The organism is Methylobacterium sp. AC832 (assembly GCF_979256025.1).
On the sequence record NZ_CEEDMV010000002.1, the window covers coordinates 468,777 to 488,504 of the forward strand.

Genomic DNA, 19,728 nt, shown 5'->3' on the forward strand with positions numbered 1-19,728 from the left:
TCTAGTCATCGATGAAAGCTGGATAGCTACTAAAGTATACGGCTTTTAGAGACGGATCATCTCCATCCGCTGTTCTATAAAGAGAACGATTTCATTGACGCGGCGAGCGCCGCCAAGCAGATTTGCAGGCGCCTTTCACGTCCCGGCTCCGCGTTCCGAGCCCGAATTCGACAGCAGGTTCCCCATGACGACCCGACGCATGTCCCTCTCGCGCCGCAAGGCCGCGTCCCTTTTCGGCGGGCTCGCCCTGTCCCTGGTGGCCGCGGGCCATGCTGCCGCCGGCGAAGGTCAATTGCGCATCGCCAAGCAATTCGGTGTCGTCTACCTGCTCCTCAACGTGGTCGAGGACCAGAAGCTCATCGAGAAGCACGGCAAGCAGGCGGGCCTCGATATCAAGGTGGACTACGTCCAGCTCTCCGGCGGCTCGGCGGTCAACGACGCCCTCCTGTCCGGCAATATCGAGATCGCCGGTGCCGGGGTCGGCCCGCTCTTCACCCTCTGGGACCGCACCAGGGGGCGGCAGAACGTCAAGGGGGTCGCGTCCCTGGGCAACTTCCCCTACTATCTCGTCACCAACAATCCGGACGTGAAGACCATCGCCGACTTCACCGAGAAGGACCGTATCGCGGTTCCCGCCGTCGGCGTCTCGGTTCAGTCGCGCATCCTGCAACTGGCATCGGCAAAGCTTTGGGGCGACAAGGACTTCGCCAAACTCGACAAGATCAGTGTCGCCGTCCCGCATCCCGAGGCCACCGCCGCGATCATCAAGGGCGGCACGGAGATCTCGGGCCATTTCGGCAACCCGCCCTTCCAGGAGCAGGAACTGGCCGAGAACCCGAAGGCCCGGATCGTCCTCAATTCCTATGACGTGCAGGGCGGGCCGGCCTCCTCCACCGTGCTCTACGCCACGGAGAAATTCTACAAGGATAGCCCGAAGACCTACAAGGCGTTCCTGGGCGCGCTCGATGAAGCCGCGACGTTCATTACCGAGAACCCGGAGAAAGCCGCCGACATCTATATTCGGATCAACAACAGCAAGCTCGACCCGGCTCTCCTGACGAAGATCATCAAGAACCCTGCGGCGACCTTCAAGGTGCAGCCGGAAAACACGATCGGCCTCGGCAAGTTCATGCACCGGGTCGGCGCGATCAAGGCCGAGCCATCGGCCATCGGCGACTACTTCTTCGACGATCCGCGCATCAGCAGCGGCAGCTGAGGCGGCACGCCATGAGTTTCGCAGCCCACCGCTCCGATTTTGCCATCGCCGAACATCCCGAATCCCGCGCGCGGGGTTCCATCCGGCGTGAAGACGCGCGCGCCCGTTCCCCGATCGCGGCCGAGGCATCGCCGCTTCTGCGGATCAAGGGTGTGACTCTCGAATACCGCACGCCGGAACGGGTGGTGCGCGCCACCCATCGCATCGACCTCGACATCCACCAGGGGGATCGCTTTGTCTTGCTGGGGCCATCGGGCTGCGGCAAGTCCACCCTGCTCAAGGCCGCGGCCGGCTTCATCCGCCCCGTCGAGGGCGAGATCACCCTCGACGGCGTGCCGGTTCGCGAGCCCGGCCCCGACCGCATCGTGGTGTTTCAGGAATTCGACCAGTTGCCGCCCTGGAAGACGGTGGCCCAGAACGTCGCCTTCCCCTTGCGCGCGGCACGGGCGCTGGGACGGCGCGAAGCGATGGAGCGGGCCCGCCACTACATCGACAAGGTCGGGCTGACGCCCTTCGCCGCGAGCTACCCGCACCAGCTCTCGGGCGGCATGAAGCAGCGCGTGGCGATCGCCCGCGCGCTCGCGATGCAGCCGAAGGTCCTGATGATGGACGAGCCCTTCGCGGCTCTGGATGCCCTGACCCGGCGCCGGATGCAGGAGGAGTTGCTGGCCCTCTGGGACGAGGCCCGCTTCACCCTTCTCTTCGTCACCCACTCTATCGAGGAGGCCCTGGTGGTCGGCAACCGGGTGGCGCTGCTCTCGCCCCATCCGGGCCGGGTGCGGGCCGAGTTCAACAGCCATGCTTTCGATCTGACCTGCATCGGGAGCCACGATTTTCAGGACGCGGTGCAGCGACTGCACAGCCGCCTGTTCGAGGCCGCACCCGAAAGCCGCGCATCCACGGAGGTCTCGGCATGAGCAATGCCAGTCTTGCGGGCCGGCCCCTCGTGCCGCCGATCCGACCGGAATACGACCATGTGCTCGCCCCCTTCGTGGAAGCCCCGGTGGAACGGGTGCTGACGTTTTCGACCCGGCTCTGGCAGCAGGATTGGCTGCGCAAGGGCCTGATCATCGTCGCCCTCGTCCTCGTCTGGGAGGGGTTGGCGCGGTGGCAGGACAACGACCTGCTGCTGCCCGGATTCGGTGCCACGATGTCCGCCCTGTTCGATGGTTTGGTGAACGGCGAATTGCTGGATCGGGTACGGATCTCGCTCGTCGTGCTGCTGCAGGGATATCTCGTCGGAATCCTCCTGGCCTTCCTGCTGACGACGCTGGCCGTCTCGACCCAGTTCGGCCGCGACCTGCTCTCGACCCTAACGGCGATGTTCAATCCGCTGCCGGCGATCGCACTTCTGCCGCTGGCCCTGCTCTGGTTCGGCCTCGGTTCCGGCAGCCTGATCTTCGTTCTCATCCATTCGGTGCTGTGGCCGATGGCGCTCAACACCTATGCGGGCTTTCAGGGCGTGCCCGAAACCTTGCGGATGGCCGGGCGCAATTACGGCCTGCGCGGCCCGTCCTACGTGATTCAGATCCTCATCCCCGCCGCCCTGCCGGCGATCCTGTCCGGCCTCAAGATCGGATGGGCCTTTGCCTGGCGTACGCTGATCGCCGCGGAACTCGTCTTCGGCGCGTCCTCGGGGCGCGGCGGCCTTGGCTGGTACATCTTCCAGAACCGCAACGAACTCTACACCGACCGCGTCTTCGCCGGCCTCGTCCTCGTCGTCGTCATCGGCCTCGTTGTCGAGAACGTCGTATTCGCGGCCTTCGAGCGGCTCACCGTGCGGCGCTGGGGCATGGCGCGATGATCTGATCGACGGTGGAGGCTCGACGCGCAGCCGTCAGGGCTGAGCGAGATGGGGGCGGATGATCGTCAGCATTCGCTCGGCCGAGGTGCCCGGCGGGAAGAAGCCGAGATAGGCCCCCGACCGGTCCATCAGGTAGATGAAGGCCGAGTGGTCGATCGTCCTGTCACCATTCGCTCCCACGCCCGTTTCGAAGAACACCCGGTAGGCATCGGCGGCCTGACGGATCGCCGCCGGTTCTCCCGTCAGGCCCACGAGCCGGGGCGAGAAGTTCGGGATGTATTCGGCGAGATGCGCGACCGTGTCCCGCTCCGGATCGAGGGTGATGAACAGCGGCTGGACCGCCTCCGACTCCGCGCCCAGCAGGGTGAGGGCGCGGGCGATCTCCATGAGGTCGGTCGGGCAGATATCGGGACACGAGGTGTAGCCGAAATAGACGAGGAGGAGCTTGCCGCGAAAGTCGGCCTCCGTGCGCCTGCGCCCCTCGTGATCGACGAGGCTGAAGGGCCCGCCCACCGGCTCGCGGTTCCACATCAGCACGTCCATCAACTCCGCAGCCGAGCGTCGCGCCGGCTCCGCGCCACGAGCCGGCACCATGGCGTACCAGGCCAGGAGCGACAGGAACAGCGCCGCGGCTGCGGACCTACGCACCGAAGGTGAGACGGCTGCCCGTGGTCGGCACGATCACGTTGGCGGGCATCTGCGCCTGGGCTTCCAGCGCGAAGTTGAGGCCGCTGCAATGCATGGGAATGACCACGTCGGGATCGAGCTTTCGGATCTCGGCCACGATCTGGGTGAGATAGTCTTTCGGCGCCGGCCCGAGATGGAACCCGCCGACGATGGCATGGACCTTCTCGACACCCGAGACGGCCTGGGCCTGACGGACCGAATTGACGATTCCCACATGGCCGCAGGAACTGATGACGACGAGGCCCTTGCCCTTCACGTTGAAGCAGGTGGCGTGTTCGTGGACATGCTCGTCGGGAATGATTTGCCCCTGTAGTTCAGCCGGCGAATAGTGGGTGGCATCGCAGCCGAGACCGTCCTTGATGCCGCGTTCCACGAAGGTGTTGGGCAGGATGCGCTCGATGGAGGAGCGCTTGATCTGACCCGTGGTGAAGGCGTGCCCGGCCACCACCGTGGGTGTCTCGCACAGGACTGTCCTGATCTTCTGCGCCGTCAACTCACGCCGGTCGAGCTGGCCGAAATCCGTGAACTGCCCCTGCACCTTGCTCGGGCTGACGCGGTGACAGAAATTGTCCTCGCCGCCGGCATAGAGCGTCAGATCCGCGGGCAGGGATGCGCGGTACTTGTCCAGGAACCCGTTGAGGCCGCCGTAATGGTCGTGATGGCCGTGGCTGACGATGAGGGCGTCGATCTTGGACGGGTCGACCTTCAGGATCTCGATGTTGTTCAGCAACGCGTCCGGGCTGTAGCCGAAATCGAGCAGGATCGTGCGCGCCTCGTCCGCGCGCCGCGATTCCACGAACAGCGACAGGCCCCATTGGTTGTGGAGAACCTTGCGGTAATCGCTGCCGCGCCCGTTCCCGGGCGGCTGGTGGACCACGCCCTGCACTGTCGCGGGTTTGAGGAACTGGTCGTGGGACGAGTCGATCAGCACGCGCAGGCTCAGCGTGTCGACCGTCGGTATCTCGATCGTCGCGGCATTCGCGATCTCGATACACGAAAACCCGGCCGTTGCGGTCGCGGCAAGAGCCGCCGAGGCCTTCAGAAAGCCACGCCTGCCGATCTCTCGGGCCATCCCATCCTCCTCGACGCCGACGCGTCACGGCTCCTGCTCTGTATACATTATAGTCGAGCTTTTCGGGATGGGTTTGCTCTATTTGGAGGTCATGAGAGAAGGGTGTCTCGTATTCGGCGACATCAGTGAAGCTCTGTTCCTTTGCGATGCTTCGTCCGAGGTAGCGCGTCTGCTCAGTGCGCCGCAAGATCGTCGGCATCGTGCCGATATGCTTGTCGCAAACCTTATCCGTCTCGCAGGTCCTTCAAACTCCAGCACCCCATCGGACACGAGCGAAGCAAGGCGGACCGGCCGCCTCGCGATCGCCGTCTAACGAGCCATTGCCGAAGCGTTTTTGGCCCGATCCGGGCGGGACCGGAACCGGGGCGATTCCCGGTCGGGAATCGATCGAGTCCAGGTGCAGGGACCGGCCAGGGGCGGGCCCGTCTGGCCCGCCCCTGGACTCGCTCGGTTCAGTTTGTCATGGCGGCGGCCGCTGCGGCCAATCCCCAGCGCACCAATTCTTCAGCGTCCGCGGCCGATCCCGCCTCTGCGTAGCAGCGCAGTTCGGGCGCATTGCCGGACGGACGGAAATGGATCGTCCGGCCGCCGTCGAGTTCGACCCTGACGCCGTCCTGTTCATCCACGCCCTGGGGCGTACCGATCGGGCGGAAGAATTCCCCGCGGAACGAGTCCTGACCAAGTCGGCGCAGCAACGCGCCGCTTCGCTCTGCGGGCGTGTTGGGAAGACGATCGCTCGCCGTCTCGCCGACATTCAGCGACGTGACGAGTTCCGCGAGGGTCAGGCGGGCTTCCTGAGCGGCCGCCAATGTCGCCACGATCGGAAGGATCGCATCACGCGTCGGCAGGGCCGGCAGTGTCTTGCCATCGATGACGACGTCCGAGCCAAGGAGGAACCCGCCATTGGCCTCGAAACCGACGACGGTGCTCGCGCCTTCGCTCTTCGCCCGGTCCATCCCGGCAATGACGAAGGGAGAGCCGACCTTGGTGCGCAACACGCTCCGGAACCCGCCCGCATGCTCGATCGCCGAGCCCGCCGTGACCGGCACCACCACCGTGTCGACGCCGAGGTAGCGAGCGGTGATCAGCCCGAGAACGTCTCCCCGCACGATTCTGCCGGCGGCATCCGCGAGCAGCGGGCGGTCCGCATCGCCATCGGTCGTCACGAGCGCGTCGAAGCCGCCCGACGCCATGGCATCGCGGATGAACGCGATATCCTCGGGACGGTGTGCTTCCGTGTCGATCGGAATGAAGCTGTCGGAGCGGCCGATCGGTACGATGTCAGCCCCGAGCGCGGCCAGCACGTCGGCGAGGAGGTCCCGCGCGACCGAACTCTGCTGATAGACCGCGATCCTTTGACCAGCCAGGATGGTCGGCGCGAAGGCATCGGTATAGCGCTGCCGGTAGCGGTCGATGGCGCCAGGCTCCTGAATGGCTGAATCGGCCTGCGGCATGTCCCCGGCCTTGGTGATGTCGCCCAGGGCGGCGAGGATGGCGACCTCGTCGGTCTTGGTGATCTCTCCATCGGGCCGGTAGAATTTCAGGCCATTGCGATCCGACGGGATGTGACTGCCTGTGACCATGACGGCGCAGGCCCCGCGCCGGATCGCTTCCAGGGCGAGAGCCGGGGTCGGTAGCGCGCCGCAATCGTACACGCTGAACCCGGCCGCCGCGGCGGCATTTGCCACCGTGGCTGCGATCCCCGCGCTGCTGTCACGGAGATCCCGCCCGATGACGACGGTCCGTTCGGACGCGCCCTCGCCAGCCGTCGCGGCGACCGAGCGGAAGAACGCGCTGGCATAGGCGTAGCTCGGCCATCCTACGAGGTCCGTCACCAATCCGCGCAGGCCGCTGGTTCCGAATTTCAGACTGCTCATGAGCTTTCCACTTGAAAAGGGCGTGACCGCGCGCCGAGCGTTGCGGTAAACCCCGCTTCTAAGTGGGTTGCGCCGTCGTCTCAAATGGCAGGCTGGTCCTTTGCGCAACTTTTGGTCGGCCCATTCGAAGGGGGCGGTCCGGAGCGGGGTTCCGAAGGGGCTCCACCTCACGATTGGGCTCGCTCCGGCGAGCATCGTCCGGGTCACTGGAGGTCGGATCAGAGCATGGATGATGCGATTGCCCTGCCCGCACGATGCTGCGTGCCATCACCCGTATGATCCGTCGAGCAAAGAGCGGCCTGCGAAATCGCCTCGACAGAGTCGGTGCGCCTTGAGATAACCCTTCCGCGCATGCCCCATGACAAGGCACGTTAAGCCATTGTCATCGCATTGTAATTTTCCGAAACGCGGCTTCGGCTCGATAGCCGGTTCCGTAAGGGGGAGACCAACCTTGGCGAAAGAAGAAGAGTCGCTCGCGGAGAAAACCTTCCTGGCTTTTCTCAGGAGTGGAGAGCGGGATGCGTTCCTCGCGCTCGAGGCCGAGCTGTTGGGCCAGTCGGTGGAAAAATGGGGGGCTCTCGTATCGGCCTACCGCGCTCTGCTGACGCTCGATGATATCGCAGCGGAGGCGAGGCTCGACGAGCGGTTCCGTCCGAAGATCTGGTGGATGCGCAGTCCGTTTCCCGGAAATTTCGGCGATATCCTCACGCCTTACGTGCTGTGGCATGCTTTCGGCGTAATGCCCCGGTGGCACAATGCGAAGGAGGCGGATGGTCTCTGTATCGGAAGCACCGCCAAGTTCGCCCGTCCCGGCATGCATCTCTGGGGCACCGGCATGCCCCGCAGCACCGATACTCTCTGCCCGACCGCGATCTACTCGGCGGTGCGCGGACCCTTGTCCCGCGCCGCCGTTCTGGCGGCAGGGGGGCAATGCCCTGAAATCTACGGCGATGCCGCCATCCTCCTGCCCGAGCTTTATGCGCCGGTGGTGGCGAAGACCCACAAGGTCGGCATCATCCCGCACGTGCTGCAGGAGAACCGTATCCGTGAGGCTCTCGAGGCGGTCGGCGCCGACCATGTCAAGGTCATCTCGCTCCTGGGCGTGACGTTCGAGGATATCGAGCGGGTGGTCCGCGAGATCCTGTCCTGCGACGAGATCGTCACCACATCGTTGCACGGCCTCATCGTGGCCCATGCCTATGGTGTGCCCGCACAATCGGCGCGTCTGTCCGAGCCGAACGCCGAGGCGAAGGATTCCTTCAAGATGCGGGATTACAAGCAGTCGGTGGGGCTCGCCGACGAAGCCCTCGAAGTCCCGCGTCAGTTCAGCGACCTGTCATGGCTGGAGCGCCGCAGATGCGTGCTCCCGCCTTCCCCCCTCGACACGAAGCCGTTGCGCGCCGCCTTCCCGTTCCCCGTCCGGATCGAGGAGCCGCCGGCCGCACGAGGTTGAAACGCCTGCGAAACCTCTGCGGCGTCGACGAAAAAGGCTCCCGATGCGATCGCATCGGGAGCCTTTTGCAACGACCGGTCGGATTGTGCCGGGCCGGATTCAGGTCAACGCGACGGTGAAGGCCCCTTGGGTCTTCGACCGGATTTCATCCTCGGTGACACCGTCGGCGAGTTCGACCAGGACCATGCCGCCATCGCCCTTCTTGTCGATGGTGAAGACGCCGAGATCGGTGATCACCATGTCGACCACGGCGGTGCCGGTCAGGGGCAGGTCACAGGCAGTCAGGAGCTTCGGGCTTTCCGACCCATCCTTGCCTTTGGCGGTGTGCTCCATCACCACCACCACCTTCTTCACACCGGCGACGAGGTCCATGGCGCCGCCCATGCCCTTCACCATCTTGCCGGGGATCATCCAATTGGCGAGGTCGCCATTCTCGGCGACCTGCATGGCGCCGAGGATCGACAGGTTGATGTGCCCTCCCCGGACCATGCCGAAGGAATCGGAGGACGAGAAATAGCTCGTGGTCGGCAATTCGGTGATCGTCTGCTTGCCGGCATTGATGAGGTCGGGGTCTTCCTCGCCCTCATAAGGGAAAGGCCCCATGCCGAGCATGCCATTCTCGGATTGCAGCTGCACCGACATGCCCTCGGGGATGTAGTTCGAGACCAGGGTCGGGATGCCGATGCCGAGGTTCACGTAGTAGCCGTCGCGCAGCTCCTTGGCGGCGCGCGCAGCCATCTGTTCGCGGGTCCAGGCCATGGTGGTGTCTCCCTTGGATGTCAGATGGCAGCTGCGGAGGAAACGGCGGTCTCGCCACGCTTGCGCGTGGTGCGCTGCTCGATCCTCTTCTCGCGGATCGCCACGTGGATGATGCGCTTGACGAAGATGCCCGGCGTATGGATCGCGTCGCCGTCGATCTCGCCCGGCTGGACCAGATGCTCCACCTGGGCGACCGTCACCTTGGCGGCCGTGGCCATCATCGGATTGAAGTTGCGGGCGGTCTTCCGGTAGACGAGATTGCCTTCGGTATCGCCCTTCCAGGCATGGACGATGGCGAGATCGGCGAAGAGGCCCCGCTCCATCACGTAATTCTCGCCGTCGAACTCGCGCACCTCCTTGCCCTCGGCGATGAGGGTGCCGACGCCGGTCTTGGTGAAGAAGGCCGGAATGCCCGCCCCGCCCGCACGGATGCGCTCCGCCAGCGTCCCCTGCGGGTTGAACTCGATGGCGAGCTCGCCGCCGAGATACTGGCGGGCGAATTCCTTGTTCTCGCCGACATAGGACGAGATCATCTTGGCGATCTGGCGGGTCTGCAGCAGCTTGCCGAGGCCCACATTGTCGATGCCGGCATTGTTGGAGATGACGGTGAGGTCCTTGACCCCTGACGCCTGGATCGCATCGATCAGCTCGTCGGGGATGCCGCACAGGCCGAAGCCGCCGGCCATGATCGTCATGCCATCCTTGAGCAAGCCGGCGACCGCCTGTGTGGCGTCGGAATATACCTTCTTCATCTCAAGCCTTCCTCCCGGAATCCGGTCCCTGGCGCCGTTTCGGGCTGCCCTGCGAAACGCGAGCCAATCCCAACCCGCCGGCCCGGCTTAGGTCAGGCTCAGGTATACCAGGGGCTGGCCGTGTCCGTCTGCCCTGTCTCTGCGCCAGGATAAGGCGTTTCGGCAAGATCCTGCGAGGGAACAACGGGCCTGAAAGGTGAGGGGTCACGAAAGCTGTAGCAGAATGGGGTGCCCGGAGAAGCGCGTGACGGCTTGCCGGGGTCTGCTCCTGAATGCTCCACGGCAGAGAAATGATGCATGGCAGACAAATGCTTTCCCGCTCGTTATGGAGAGAGTGGGGGGTAGGTTTTCGAAGATCGATCGCGGCGGCTCGGCGAGGCCGCGCGCGCAACCGCGTGTCGCGGTTTTGCTCCGATAGGGAGAGACATGTCGCTCCGTCGCCTCCTGCCGGCCCTCTGTATCGGCAGCCTCGTCCTTGCCCTGATCGCCGCCTGTCTGCCCTGGTCGGTCGCATCCGCGCGCCTAACGCGGGGCGTCGGCAAGGCGCTGGCGACCAATTACGGAATTGCGATGAAGGCCGAAGGATCGGCGGGCGTCGCGCTTCTGCCCATTCCCCGGCTCGATTTCGAGGGCGTCCGACTCAGCGCCGGGACATTGGACGGGCCGCTCCTCGCCGATGGCGGATCGCTCACCCTCAAGCTCGGGATCCGTGCCCTTCTCGCCGGCCGCATCGAGATTGACACCCTCTCCCTCGAACGCACCACGATCACCCTTCCCCAGGATGACGGGGATTCGCGCTGGGTCGAGCCGCTCCGGCGCCTGAGAGCGCGCCTGACCCAGGGGGGCGCGTCGCGTCCGCGTCGTATCAGCCTGACCGACGCGACGCTGTCCGGCCGAGACCCGCGCGACGGCAGCGCCCAGACCGCCCGCGATGTCGATCTGGTTCTGGCCTGGCCATTCTGGTCGTCCCAGATGAATGCGGCGGGAAGCTTTATCTGGAACGACACGCCAACCCAATTTTCGCTGTCCGGTGTCAGGCTGGACGAGTTGTTCTCCGGCAGGGAATCGTCCTTTTCCGCCAGCGCGACCTGGCCCGCCGGCAATCTGGCGGCTGAGGGAAGCGGCAGCTTCGCGGATGGATTGTCGCTTCGCGGACAGGGCAGCCTGCAATCGCGCTCCCTGCGCGAGACCCTGACCTGGGCGGGGACGGATATCGCCCTGTCGCCGTTCCTCGATAGCCTCGCCATCGACGGAACGTTCGAAAGTTCGGGCCGGACCCTCCTGCTGCCATCCATGCGAATGCGGCTTGGCGACAACAGCCTCGAAGGTGCGGGATCGATCAGCTTCGCCGAGAGCCGTCCGGCCCTTCAGGCGACCTTGGCGGCCGAGAGCCTGAATCTCGCACCCGCTCTCGCCACCCTGATCCGGGTCTTCGGCCCGGACGAATCCTTGAACGCCAGCGGCTGGAGCCGGCAAAGTCTCGCGCTGCGCCCCTTCACCGGAGGGGACCTCGACCTGCGTCTCTCGGCCGGCACTGCCCGGCTCGGGCCGCTGGTGATGGAGGATCTCGCTTCCAGCCTTCTGGTCCGCGAGGGCAGCGTCGAGGGCTCTCTGGCTCGCGCCGTGGTCAGAGGGGGCATCGTCAAGGGACGGTTCGGCCTCACGACCTCCGCCACCGACCGCGGTGAGACGGAGTTGCGCGCCCAGGGTGCATTCGACCGGCTCGATCTCGGCGCCCTGCTGGTCGATTTCGGGCAGGAGGGCTGGCTTCTCGGAAACGCCCAGGGACAATTCACGCTCGAGGGATCGGGCCGCACCGCGGCCAGCCTGATCGACCACCTCAACGGACGCTCGTCCCTCGCCATGGAGAACGGGACCCTCGCCGGGCTCGACCTCGCCGACGTGGTGCACCGCAATGGCGTTGCCGCCGACGGTGCCTTGGCCCGCCGGAACGCCCGCACCCCGTTCGACCGCGCGGGAATCTCTCTGCGCTTCGTCGATGGCGTCGGCGACATTGCCGATGGTATTTTGAAGACGTCGTCGCTCACCGCCTCGTTACGGGGAACCTTGTCTCTGCCGGAGCGGACCCTCGCCGCACGGGCGGAACTGTTGCCGCGAAGCCCAGCAGATCCCGCCCTGCGGCCGATGTCGCCGCCGAACCGCTCTTCGAGCCTGCCTCAGGGCACCCTCTTGGACATCGAAGGCCCATGGGACGCGGTCGCTGTTCGCACCATCCCGCGCGAGGGCGGTTCCGATCTCGACTCCCGCGGCGGCTCGATCCTGAATCTCGATGACATGCAGGGACCGAGGACGGGTGCGCTCGATCTACCGACCAGGGTGCGCGCCTACGTGCCCTGATTTCCTACGCCGCGGCGTCCGGTGAGAAACGAGGCCGCGAGGACGACGACGGTGACGCCGCCGACGAGGAGCGTCGACGCGGCGTTGATCTCAGGGTTCACGCCGAGACGGACCTGGCTGTAGAGCCGCATGGGCAATGTCGTCGCCCCCGGGCCCGAAACGAAGCTCGCGATGACGAGGTCGTCCAGGGAAAGGGTGAAGGCGAGGAGGAAGGCCGCCACCAGGGACGGCGCGATCAGCGGCAGGGTGACGGTCGCGAAAACCCGAAAGGGGCCCGCCCCGAGATCCGCCGCTGCCTCTTCCAGGGAACGGTCGAGTCCCTTCAGACGCGCTCCGACCACCACTGCGACGAAGCCGAGGCCGAGGGTGGCGTGGGCGATGACGAGGGTCACGAGGCCGCGGTCGAGACCGAGCCCGACGAAAAGGAGCAGGAGCGACAGGCCGGTGATCACCTCCGGCATCACCATGGGCGCGTAGACGAGGCCGGTGAAGCCGCTACGTCCGGTAAAGCGTCCGCTGCGGTTGAGAGCCAGCGCCGCCAGCGTGCCGAGGAGTGTCGCCACGAGGGCGGCGAGTGAGGCCACTTTCAGCGAGACCAGGGCGGCGGCGATCAGTGGACCGTCATTGACGAGCACCCCGTACCAGCGCGTCGAGAACCCGCCCCAGACCGTCACGAGGGACGAGGCGTTGAACGAGAAGACGACGAGAACGGCGATCGGTGCGTAGAGGAAGACGAGGCCGAGCCCGAGGCTGAGTCGGTTGAGCACACTCACCGGCCGACGTCCTCCCGCTCGCGCTCCGCATCACGGAACAGCACGATCGGTCCGACGATGAGCACGAGCAGCAGCACCGCCACCGCCGAGGCGAGGGGCCAGTCGCGGTTCGAGAAGAACTCGCTCCACAGAACGCGGCCGAGCATCAGCGTATCGGAACCGCCCAGCAGGTCGGGGATGATGAACTCACCGACCATCGGGATGAAGCACAGGAGCGCACCCGCCGCGATACCGGGCCGAGCCAGCGGCAGCGTCACGGTCCAGAAGGCACGCGTCGGCGAGGCCCCGAGATCGGCGGCGGCTTCCGTCAAGGTTGGATCCAGGCGGGAAAGCACCGCATAGAGCGGCAGCACCATGAACGGCAGGTAGGCGTAGGTCAGGCCGATCATCACCGCGGCGGGTGTGTTCAGGATGTCCAGGGGGCTGGCGATGAGGCCGGTCCAGATCAGTCCGGCATTCAGCAGGCCCTCGGGCTTCAGGATCGCGATCCAGGCATAGATGCGGATGAGAAAGCTCGTCCAGAACGGTACGATCACTAGCGCTACCAGAAGCGGCTGGAGCCGGGCCGGTGAGCGGGCGAGCGCATGGGCGATGGGCGTGCCGACGATCACCAGGATCGCCGTCGCCATGCCCGCGTAGAGCAGGGACGAGAGGGCCGCGTCGCGATACAGGCTGTCGCCGGCAAGGGTCTCGAAATTGGCGAAATCCAGGGCTTCCAGGAACGCGCCCCATCCGTCGATACCCGCGCTCCAGTCGAGCACCGGCAGGTAGGGCGGCTGCGCCGTCGCCGGTGAGGACAGGCTGATCTTGAGGGTGATGAGGCAGGGCAGCAGCACGAAGGCGGCCAGCCACAGATACGGAGCGACCGGGAGAAGTCGCTTCATCACGCCGCCATGACGGTCGCGGCATCCGGCGCGAAGGACAGGCGCACATGAGTCTCGCTGGCGATCCCGGTTCCGGCGGGCATGTTCGCGCGGATCGTGCTGCCATCCCGCATGCGGATGTCGAGGCGGATGTGGTCGCCGAGATAGGTCGAGGCCTCAACCTGACCGTCGAGAGTATTGCGATCCCCGGCGGCCACCCCGTCGATGGTGGATGCCGCCAGACGCTCGGGGCGCAGGGCGATCACCGCGTGGGTACCGGTGGACGGGGCGCCCTCCCCGGATGCGAAGATGGGCCCAAGGGCGGTCTCGACCTGCACCAGCGCGCCGTCGGCGTCCCGGACCGTCCCCGGGATGAGGTTCACGTCGCCGAGCAAGCCGGCGACGAAGCGGTTGACAGGCCGTTCGTAGAGCGTCTCGGACCGGCCGACCTGGACGAGGCGGCCCTTGTCCATCACGCCGATCCTGTCGGCGAGCGCCATGGCCTCCGAAGGATCGTGGGTGACGATGACGAAGGCGGTGCCGAGGCGGCGCTGAATCGCGCGCAACTCGCCCTGGGTCTGCTCGCGCAGGCCCCGGTCGAGCGCGCCGAGTGGCTCGTCGAGGAGGAGCACCTTCGGTTCGCGCGCCAGCGCCCGCGCGAGGGCGACGCGCTGGCGCTGGCCTCCGGACAAGGTCTCGGGACGTCGGTTCCCGAAATCCTCCAACTGTACCAGGCGCAGCAACTCCTCCACGCGGGCGGCAGCGGCCGAGCGGCGGAGGCCGTTCAGCCCGTAGGCGATGTTGCGGCTGACGCTGAGATGCGGGAACAGCGCATAGGATTGGAACATCATGTTCACCGGTCGCCTGTGCGGAGCGAGGCCGGTGAGATCGACGCCGTCGAGGCGGATTGCGCCACCTGTCGGCGTCTCGAATCCGGCGATCAGGCGCAGCAACGTGCTCTTGCCGCAGCCGGAGGGGCCTAGCAGGCAGAGAATTTCCCCGGCTGACACAGCGAGCGAAAGATCCGCGACCGCAACTTGTGCACCGAACGTCTTGGTCAGCCGTTCGAGGGTGAGGAACGGAGCCACAGTGTTCCGCGCCGTCAATTGTCCTCGCGCAAGGCTTCGGCGACCCGTGCCTCGAGCAGGTCCGGACGGCGGATGACCAGGGCGCCTCTGGTCCGGTCGATCAGGCCGTCTGCCGCCATCACGGTGAACTCACGGGTCACCTGCTCGCGCCGGCAGCCGATACGGGCGGCCAGCACGTGGTGATAGGGCGGCGGCGTCACCACCCGTTCCCCGTCGCCGCCGGCGCGCGGCACGGACAGGCGCAACAACTCGGCATAGAGCCGGTGGCGCAGGTCGAGCAGCGCGTGTTCCATCAGCCGCGTGTTGAGCTCGCGCACGCGCTTGGCGAGAAGGCGGAACAGCCGGTCGGCAATGGCCTCCGAGGCGAAGATCATCTGCCGGAAGATCGGGGCCGGAACGACACAGACCTCGCCGCGGGTCAGGGCGGTGACGTTGGCCGAGCGGCCGATCCCGTCCAGAGCCGCGAGCTCACCGAAGAACGCGCCGCCCCGCATCTCGCCGAGGATGACTTCCTTGCCCGATTGTGAGCGATTCAGGATGCGGACCTCGCCGGAGGCGAGGAAATACACGTCGGTGGAGATGTCGTCGTAATCGACCAGGACTTCGTTCTCGTCGAACCGGCGCCAGTGGCAGCGGGTCTCATAGGTCGACAGCTCGATTCCCGGCTCCTTGAAGAAGGGGATTGTCGCCAGCCGTCCTGCAGTCACGGGTATCATCTCCTAAAGCGAGTGATCGTTAAGCTGCCGGTCCTGTGGGTCAACCCATTCCGTTGGACCATCCCTACCAAAAGTCGTGTCGTTGGATATTCGATTCATACCAGGTCTCGATGAGTCCGACCTATCGAGCGCCGGCATTGGCTGCGGCTTGGCCATCGGACGGGAGAATGAAAACCCTCATCGCGCGCAGTTTACCTGCCTTTGCAACTGATCTGGGTTAAGCTAAGCGCACGCACAGAATGAACCGCCTGTCGGATGACAATCCCGGTTGATCGCGCTGGGACCCGAGACATGCTGGTGAGCTCCGCGTCATCGACGGACGTTGAAGATGCGAACCGTCTGCCAGGGCAATCGGGGCTTGTGCCAGGATTCGCCTCGCCGCATGACGCCGCCGCGAATTCGCTCGCCCTATCGGTCCAGGCCGTGCGCGAGGTGGCTTCGCCGACTGCTCGCCCCCGGCAGGCGACGCTGTCCGCGAGCTTCTCTCTGACAGGTTACGGCCTGCATACCGGGGGTCGCGTCACGGTCACCGTCGCGCCCGCCCGTGACGACCACGGCATCGTCTTCCGGCGAAGCTTCAGGCGAGCGCGCACCGTCGATGTGCCAGCCTTATGGACCTTTCGCGAGACGCAGCCACTCTGCACCGCCTTGCGATCGTCCGAAGGACCGCTGGTCCGCACCGTGGAGCATCTCCTGGCCGCGCTCGCCGCGTATCGCATCGACAACGCGCTCGTTTGCCTCGACGCGGAGGAACTGCCGATCTTCGACGGGGGCGCCCTGCCCTGGTGCCAGGCATTGCATGCGAGCGGTCGGACCGAAAGCGACACGCCTTTGCGCAGCATCCGCGTGCTGCGGCCCGTCGAGGTCCGCCAGGATCACAGGACGTTGAGGATCGAGCCGGCCGACGCGCTTCATCTCTCTGGCCGTCTCGAACTCTCCCATTTCGATGCCATGCATTGGTCGGGCACGATCACGCCGGAGGTGTTTACTCAGCAATTGGCCCCGTCGCGCAGCTTCGGACGGGCCAAATGGGCGATTCCGGCCAAGATTTACGGCACGCTCCTGCGCAAGCCGTTGCTGCGGGGGGCGAACCTCTCCTCGACTGCCTGTATCGTCGGCGGGCGGATCATCGGCGGGATGACCGTGCCCGACGAACCGGTGCGTCACCGCATGCTCGACCTCGTCGGCGATCTCGCGTTGGCGGGACGGCCGATCCTCGGCCGTATCGAGGCGGCGCATACCGGGCATGAACTGAACCACGCCCTGGTCGCGGCCCTGATGAAGGATCCCGCCGCCTGGGAACTGGTCTGAGGCGAATCCCGCGGGTGGGCTTAGCCGATCCCGGTCAAAGCCAGAACGAGGGCCAGGACGAGGGGGAGCGCCGCCCCGGCGATCACGGTCTGGGTCGCCGTGATCCCCGCCATCAAAGGTGCGTCTCCTCCGAGCTGGCGCGACATGATGTAGGACGATGACGCGGTCGGCAGGGTCTGGAACAGCAGGGCCGTCACCGCGGCCGGACCCTTGAGCCCCATGGCGAGGCAGGCGAGGATCGTGGCGGCCGGCATCAGCCCGAACTTGATCAGGGACGCCACGGCGACCGGCCTGATCCAGCTTCGCGCCGACCCGAAATCGAGGGCGGCTCCGACGCAGAGCAGGCCCAGCGGCAGCGAGGCCTGCCCCAGGGCCCGCAGCATCGGCTCGAGTCCCGGTGGCAGGCCGAGCCCCGAGGCCTGGAGTGCGATGCCGCCGAGGCTGCCGATGACAAGAGGGTTGAGGACGATCTGCCGCGCGAGGCCGAGGGCCGAAGGCCTCCCTGCCGTGCCGAAACGGGCGAAGATCAGCACGCACAGGACATTGACCGTCGGTACGATCGCGGCGTTCGCCACCGCCGCCAGTGCGATGCCCTGAGCGCCGTAGAGACCGGCCGCCGCCGAAACTCCCACGTAGTTGTTGAAGCGGATCCCACCCTGGAACACCGAGGTGAAGGCCGGTCCGCCGAAGCCGAGGCGTGGTCCGGCCGCCAGCGTCAGACCCGCCACCGCCAGGGTCGAGAGAACCAGGACCAGGGCGAGCGCACCGACGGGGACATCGGCGAGTTGCGCGGTGGCGAGGCTGTCCAGAAGAAGGCTCGGCAGCAGGACGTAATAAGCAAGGCGTTCGGCCTGCGGCCAGAAGCTTTCGGCGAGGAAGCCGAGGCGGCGCAGGGCCGCGCCGAACCCAATCAGGAGAGCAATCGGCAAGAGGGCAGCGAGAAGCGTCAGCGTCATGGCCGCCCGATTACAACGCTCTGCCTCTGCCGGATACGGCACCCCCCTGCCCGTCCCTTGGCGACGCTCCCCTTGCAACCCTCGCCTTGCGCCGCCAGAAGCCTTCCATGCTCCGCGTCAACGACCTCACCTACCGCATCGGCGAACGTCTGATCCTCGACGGCGCCACTTTCGTCATTCCGGACCGGGCCCGCGTCGGGCTCGTTGGCCGCAACGGCGCGGGCAAGACGACGCTGTTCAAGGCGATCCTCGGTGAGTTGCCCACCGAGGGCGGCACCGTATCGATGCCAAAGGGCATGCGCATCGGCGCCGTGGCGCAGGAAGCTCCGGCCGGCCCTGAAACGCTGCATTCCGTCGTGCTCGCTGCCGATACCGAGCGGGCGCGCCTGATGGCCGAGGCGGAGCTTGCCGATGGCTTGCGCCGGGCCGAGATCGAGACCCGGCTCGTGGATATCGAGGCGCATTCGGCGCCCGCCCGCGCCGCCGCCATCCTGCACGGCCTCGGCTTCGATGCTGAGGCGCAGGGGCGGCCCTGTTCCGACTTCTCGGGCGGATGGCGCATGCGTGTGGCGCTGGCCGCCGTGCTGTTCTCCGAACCCGACCTGCTGCTCCTCGACGAGCCCACCAACTACCTCGATATCGAGGGCACGATCTGGCTCTACGACTACCTGGAGCGTTATCCGCGCACCGCCGTGATCATCTCCCACGACCGCGACCTGCTCGACGAATGCGTCGACCACATCCTGCATCTCGACCGCGGCAAGCTCAGCATCTACCGGGGCGGCTATACCTCCTTCGCCCGGCAGGTCGCCGAGAAGCGCGTGCTCCAGTCGAAGGCGAAGGCCAAGCAGGATGCGGAGCGCGCGCATCTCCAGAGCTTCGTCGACCGATTCAAGGCCAAGGCCACGAAGGCGCGCCAGGCCCAGTCCCGCGTCAAGCGCCTTGCCAAGATGGAGATCATCGCCTCGGTGATCGAGGACGACGTGCCGGCCTTCCGCCTGCCGAGCCCGGAGCGGCCGCTCTCGCCGCCCATCGTCGCCATGGAGCGGGTACAGGCGGGCTACCCGGACCGGATCGTGCTCTCGGGGCTCAACCTCAGCCTCGCCCCCGACGACCGGGTCGCGTTGCTGGGCGCCAACGGCAACGGCAAGTCCACCTTCTGCAAGCTCATCGGCGGGCGCCTGCCCCCTTTGAGCGGCGAGATGCGGCGCTCGGGCAAGATGGAGGTGGCCTATTTCGCCCAGCACCAGCTCGACGAATTGCGGCCCGCCGAGAGCGCCTACGCCCATGTCCGCGACCTGATGCCGGACGTGCCGGAATCGAAGGCGCGCGCTGCCGCCGCCCGCCTCGGTTTCTCGGGTACGAAATCCGAGACGCCGGTCTCGCAGCTCTCGGGCGGTGAGAAGGCGCGCCTGCTGATGGGCCTCGCGGCCTTCAAGGGGCCGCATCTCCTGATCCTCGACGAGCCCACCAACCACCTCGATATCGAGAGCCGGCAGGCCCTGGTGGAGGCGATCAACGACTACGAGGGGGCAGTCATCCTGGTGAGCCACGACCGCTTCCTGGTGGAGGCCTGCGCCGACCGGCTCTGGCTCGTGGCGAACGGCAGCGTGAAGGCCTTCGACGGCGACATGGACGATTACCGCCGCTTCGTCCTCGCGGGTCCCGAACGCGAGGCGGAGAAGGGCGCGTCCGAGGCCGCCGGCGGAGTGAAGGCACTGGAGCGCCGCTCCAACGCCGACCGCCGCGTGGCTTTGGCTCCCCTGCGCAAGAAGCTGGAGGGCGTCGAGGCGCGGATGAAGAAGCTCACCGACGCCATGACCAAGATCGACGCGGCGCTCGCCGACGGCACCGCCTTCCAGACCAATGCCGCCAAGGCCGGAGAACTCGCAAAGATGCGCTCCGACGCCGCCGCCGCGCTGGAGGCGGCCGAGGAGGAATGGCTGGAGCTCAGCGGCGAGATTGAGGGCGCGACGGCGTGATGCGTCCGGCGGCCGGGATCAACCGGCGCCGCCTCGCGTTTCCCGCACCCGATCCATCACG

At 66.3% G+C, this 19,728-nt stretch carries 17 protein-coding genes; 7 read left to right on the top strand and 10 right to left on the bottom strand.

What is annotated here, in order from left to right:
- The first annotated feature begins 184 nt into the window (after window positions 1-184).
- The 3 genes from AC0IXR_RS09370 to AC0IXR_RS09380 are packed head-to-tail and all read left to right on the top strand — an operon-like array spanning window position 185 to window position 3,020.
- A complete protein-coding gene (locus AC0IXR_RS09370) occupies window positions 185-1,216 on the top strand; it encodes an ABC transporter substrate-binding protein (RefSeq protein WP_471760514.1) in 1,032 nt (343 codons plus the stop codon).
- 11 nt (window positions 1,217-1,227) lie between these two features.
- Window positions 1,228-2,133, top strand: coding sequence for an ABC transporter ATP-binding protein (locus AC0IXR_RS09375; protein WP_471760515.1), 906 nt, complete (start codon window positions 1,228-1,230; stop codon window positions 2,131-2,133).
- On the top strand, window positions 2,130-3,020 hold the full coding sequence (locus AC0IXR_RS09380) for an ABC transporter permease (protein WP_471760516.1): 891 nt from the start codon (window positions 2,130-2,132) through the stop codon (window positions 3,018-3,020). The genes AC0IXR_RS09375 and AC0IXR_RS09380 overlap by 4 nt, the downstream gene beginning before the upstream one ends.
- 33 nt (window positions 3,021-3,053) lie before the next feature.
- Here the strand turns inward: AC0IXR_RS09380 and AC0IXR_RS09385 are convergent, their stop codons facing one another.
- From AC0IXR_RS09385 to AC0IXR_RS09395, 3 genes are all read right to left on the bottom strand, one after another.
- Entirely contained in the window at window positions 3,054-3,668 is a 615-nt protein-coding gene (locus AC0IXR_RS09385) for an SCO family protein (RefSeq protein WP_471760517.1), read from the bottom strand.
- Window positions 3,661-4,779, bottom strand: coding sequence for an MBL fold metallo-hydrolase (locus AC0IXR_RS09390; protein WP_471760518.1), 1,119 nt, complete (start codon window positions 4,777-4,779; stop codon window positions 3,661-3,663). The genes AC0IXR_RS09385 and AC0IXR_RS09390 overlap by 8 nt, the downstream gene beginning before the upstream one ends.
- 452 nt (window positions 4,780-5,231) lie before the next feature.
- Window positions 5,232-6,656 (bottom strand): phosphomannomutase, encoded by a 1,425-nt coding sequence (locus AC0IXR_RS09395; protein WP_471760519.1) that lies wholly within the window; start codon window positions 6,654-6,656, stop codon window positions 5,232-5,234.
- Between the two features lie 451 nt (window positions 6,657-7,107).
- On the opposite strand from AC0IXR_RS09395, the gene AC0IXR_RS09400 reads away from it, so the two are divergent.
- Entirely contained in the window at window positions 7,108-8,109 is a 1,002-nt protein-coding gene (locus AC0IXR_RS09400; RefSeq protein WP_471760520.1) for a polysaccharide pyruvyl transferase family protein, read from the top strand.
- Between the two features lie 99 nt (window positions 8,110-8,208).
- Here the strand turns inward: AC0IXR_RS09400 and AC0IXR_RS09405 are convergent, their stop codons facing one another.
- Both AC0IXR_RS09405 and AC0IXR_RS09410 read right to left on the bottom strand, forming a co-directional pair.
- Window positions 8,209-8,868 carry a 3-oxoacid CoA-transferase subunit B gene (locus tag AC0IXR_RS09405; protein ID WP_056425174.1) on the bottom strand — a complete coding sequence of 220 codons (660 nt, stop codon included), beginning with the start codon at window positions 8,866-8,868 and terminating at the stop codon, window positions 8,209-8,211.
- A gap of 20 nt (window positions 8,869-8,888) precedes the next feature.
- Window positions 8,889-9,620, bottom strand: a complete 732-nt coding sequence (locus AC0IXR_RS09410; RefSeq protein ID WP_471760521.1) for a CoA transferase subunit A — start codon at window positions 9,618-9,620, stop codon at window positions 8,889-8,891.
- A gap of 426 nt (window positions 9,621-10,046) precedes the next feature.
- Between AC0IXR_RS09410 and AC0IXR_RS09415 the strand changes: the two genes are divergently transcribed.
- Complete coding sequence (locus tag AC0IXR_RS09415) at window positions 10,047-11,978, top strand: AsmA family protein (protein ID WP_471760522.1); 1,932 nt, start codon at window positions 10,047-10,049, stop codon at window positions 11,976-11,978.
- Here AC0IXR_RS09415 and AC0IXR_RS09420 read toward each other — a convergent pair.
- The 4 genes from AC0IXR_RS09420 to AC0IXR_RS09435 are packed head-to-tail and all read right to left on the bottom strand — an operon-like array spanning window position 11,966 to window position 15,409.
- A complete protein-coding gene (locus tag AC0IXR_RS09420; protein ID WP_419953766.1) occupies window positions 11,966-12,751 on the bottom strand; it encodes an ABC transporter permease subunit in 786 nt (261 codons plus the stop codon). The genes AC0IXR_RS09415 and AC0IXR_RS09420 overlap by 13 nt on opposite strands.
- Window positions 12,748-13,635, bottom strand: coding sequence for an ABC transporter permease (locus AC0IXR_RS09425; protein ID WP_461223080.1), 888 nt, complete (start codon window positions 13,633-13,635; stop codon window positions 12,748-12,750). Before AC0IXR_RS09425 ends, AC0IXR_RS09420 begins: the two co-directional genes overlap by 4 nt.
- Window positions 13,635-14,720 (bottom strand): ABC transporter ATP-binding protein, encoded by a 1,086-nt coding sequence (locus AC0IXR_RS09430; RefSeq protein ID WP_471760523.1) that lies wholly within the window; start codon window positions 14,718-14,720, stop codon window positions 13,635-13,637. The genes AC0IXR_RS09425 and AC0IXR_RS09430 overlap by 1 nt, the downstream gene beginning before the upstream one ends.
- Complete coding sequence (locus AC0IXR_RS09435) at window positions 14,717-15,409, bottom strand: Crp/Fnr family transcriptional regulator (RefSeq protein WP_018043200.1); 693 nt, start codon at window positions 15,407-15,409, stop codon at window positions 14,717-14,719. The genes AC0IXR_RS09430 and AC0IXR_RS09435 overlap by 4 nt, the downstream gene beginning before the upstream one ends.
- Window positions 15,410-15,778: 369 nt before the next feature.
- Between AC0IXR_RS09435 and AC0IXR_RS09440 the strand changes: the two genes are divergently transcribed.
- Window positions 15,779-16,729 (top strand): UDP-3-O-acyl-N-acetylglucosamine deacetylase, encoded by a 951-nt coding sequence (locus AC0IXR_RS09440; protein ID WP_471760524.1) that lies wholly within the window; start codon window positions 15,779-15,781, stop codon window positions 16,727-16,729.
- A 20-nt stretch (window positions 16,730-16,749) separates the two neighbouring features.
- On the opposite strand, the gene AC0IXR_RS09445 is transcribed toward AC0IXR_RS09440, so the two are convergent.
- On the bottom strand, window positions 16,750-17,685 hold the full coding sequence (locus AC0IXR_RS09445) for an AEC family transporter (protein ID WP_056425153.1): 936 nt from the start codon (window positions 17,683-17,685) through the stop codon (window positions 16,750-16,752).
- A gap of 107 nt (window positions 17,686-17,792) precedes the next feature.
- On the opposite strand from AC0IXR_RS09445, the gene AC0IXR_RS09450 reads away from it, so the two are divergent.
- Window positions 17,793-19,667 (top strand): ABC-F family ATP-binding cassette domain-containing protein, encoded by a 1,875-nt coding sequence (locus AC0IXR_RS09450; protein ID WP_471760525.1) that lies wholly within the window; start codon window positions 17,793-17,795, stop codon window positions 19,665-19,667.
- Window positions 19,668-19,728: the final 61 nt, after the last annotated feature.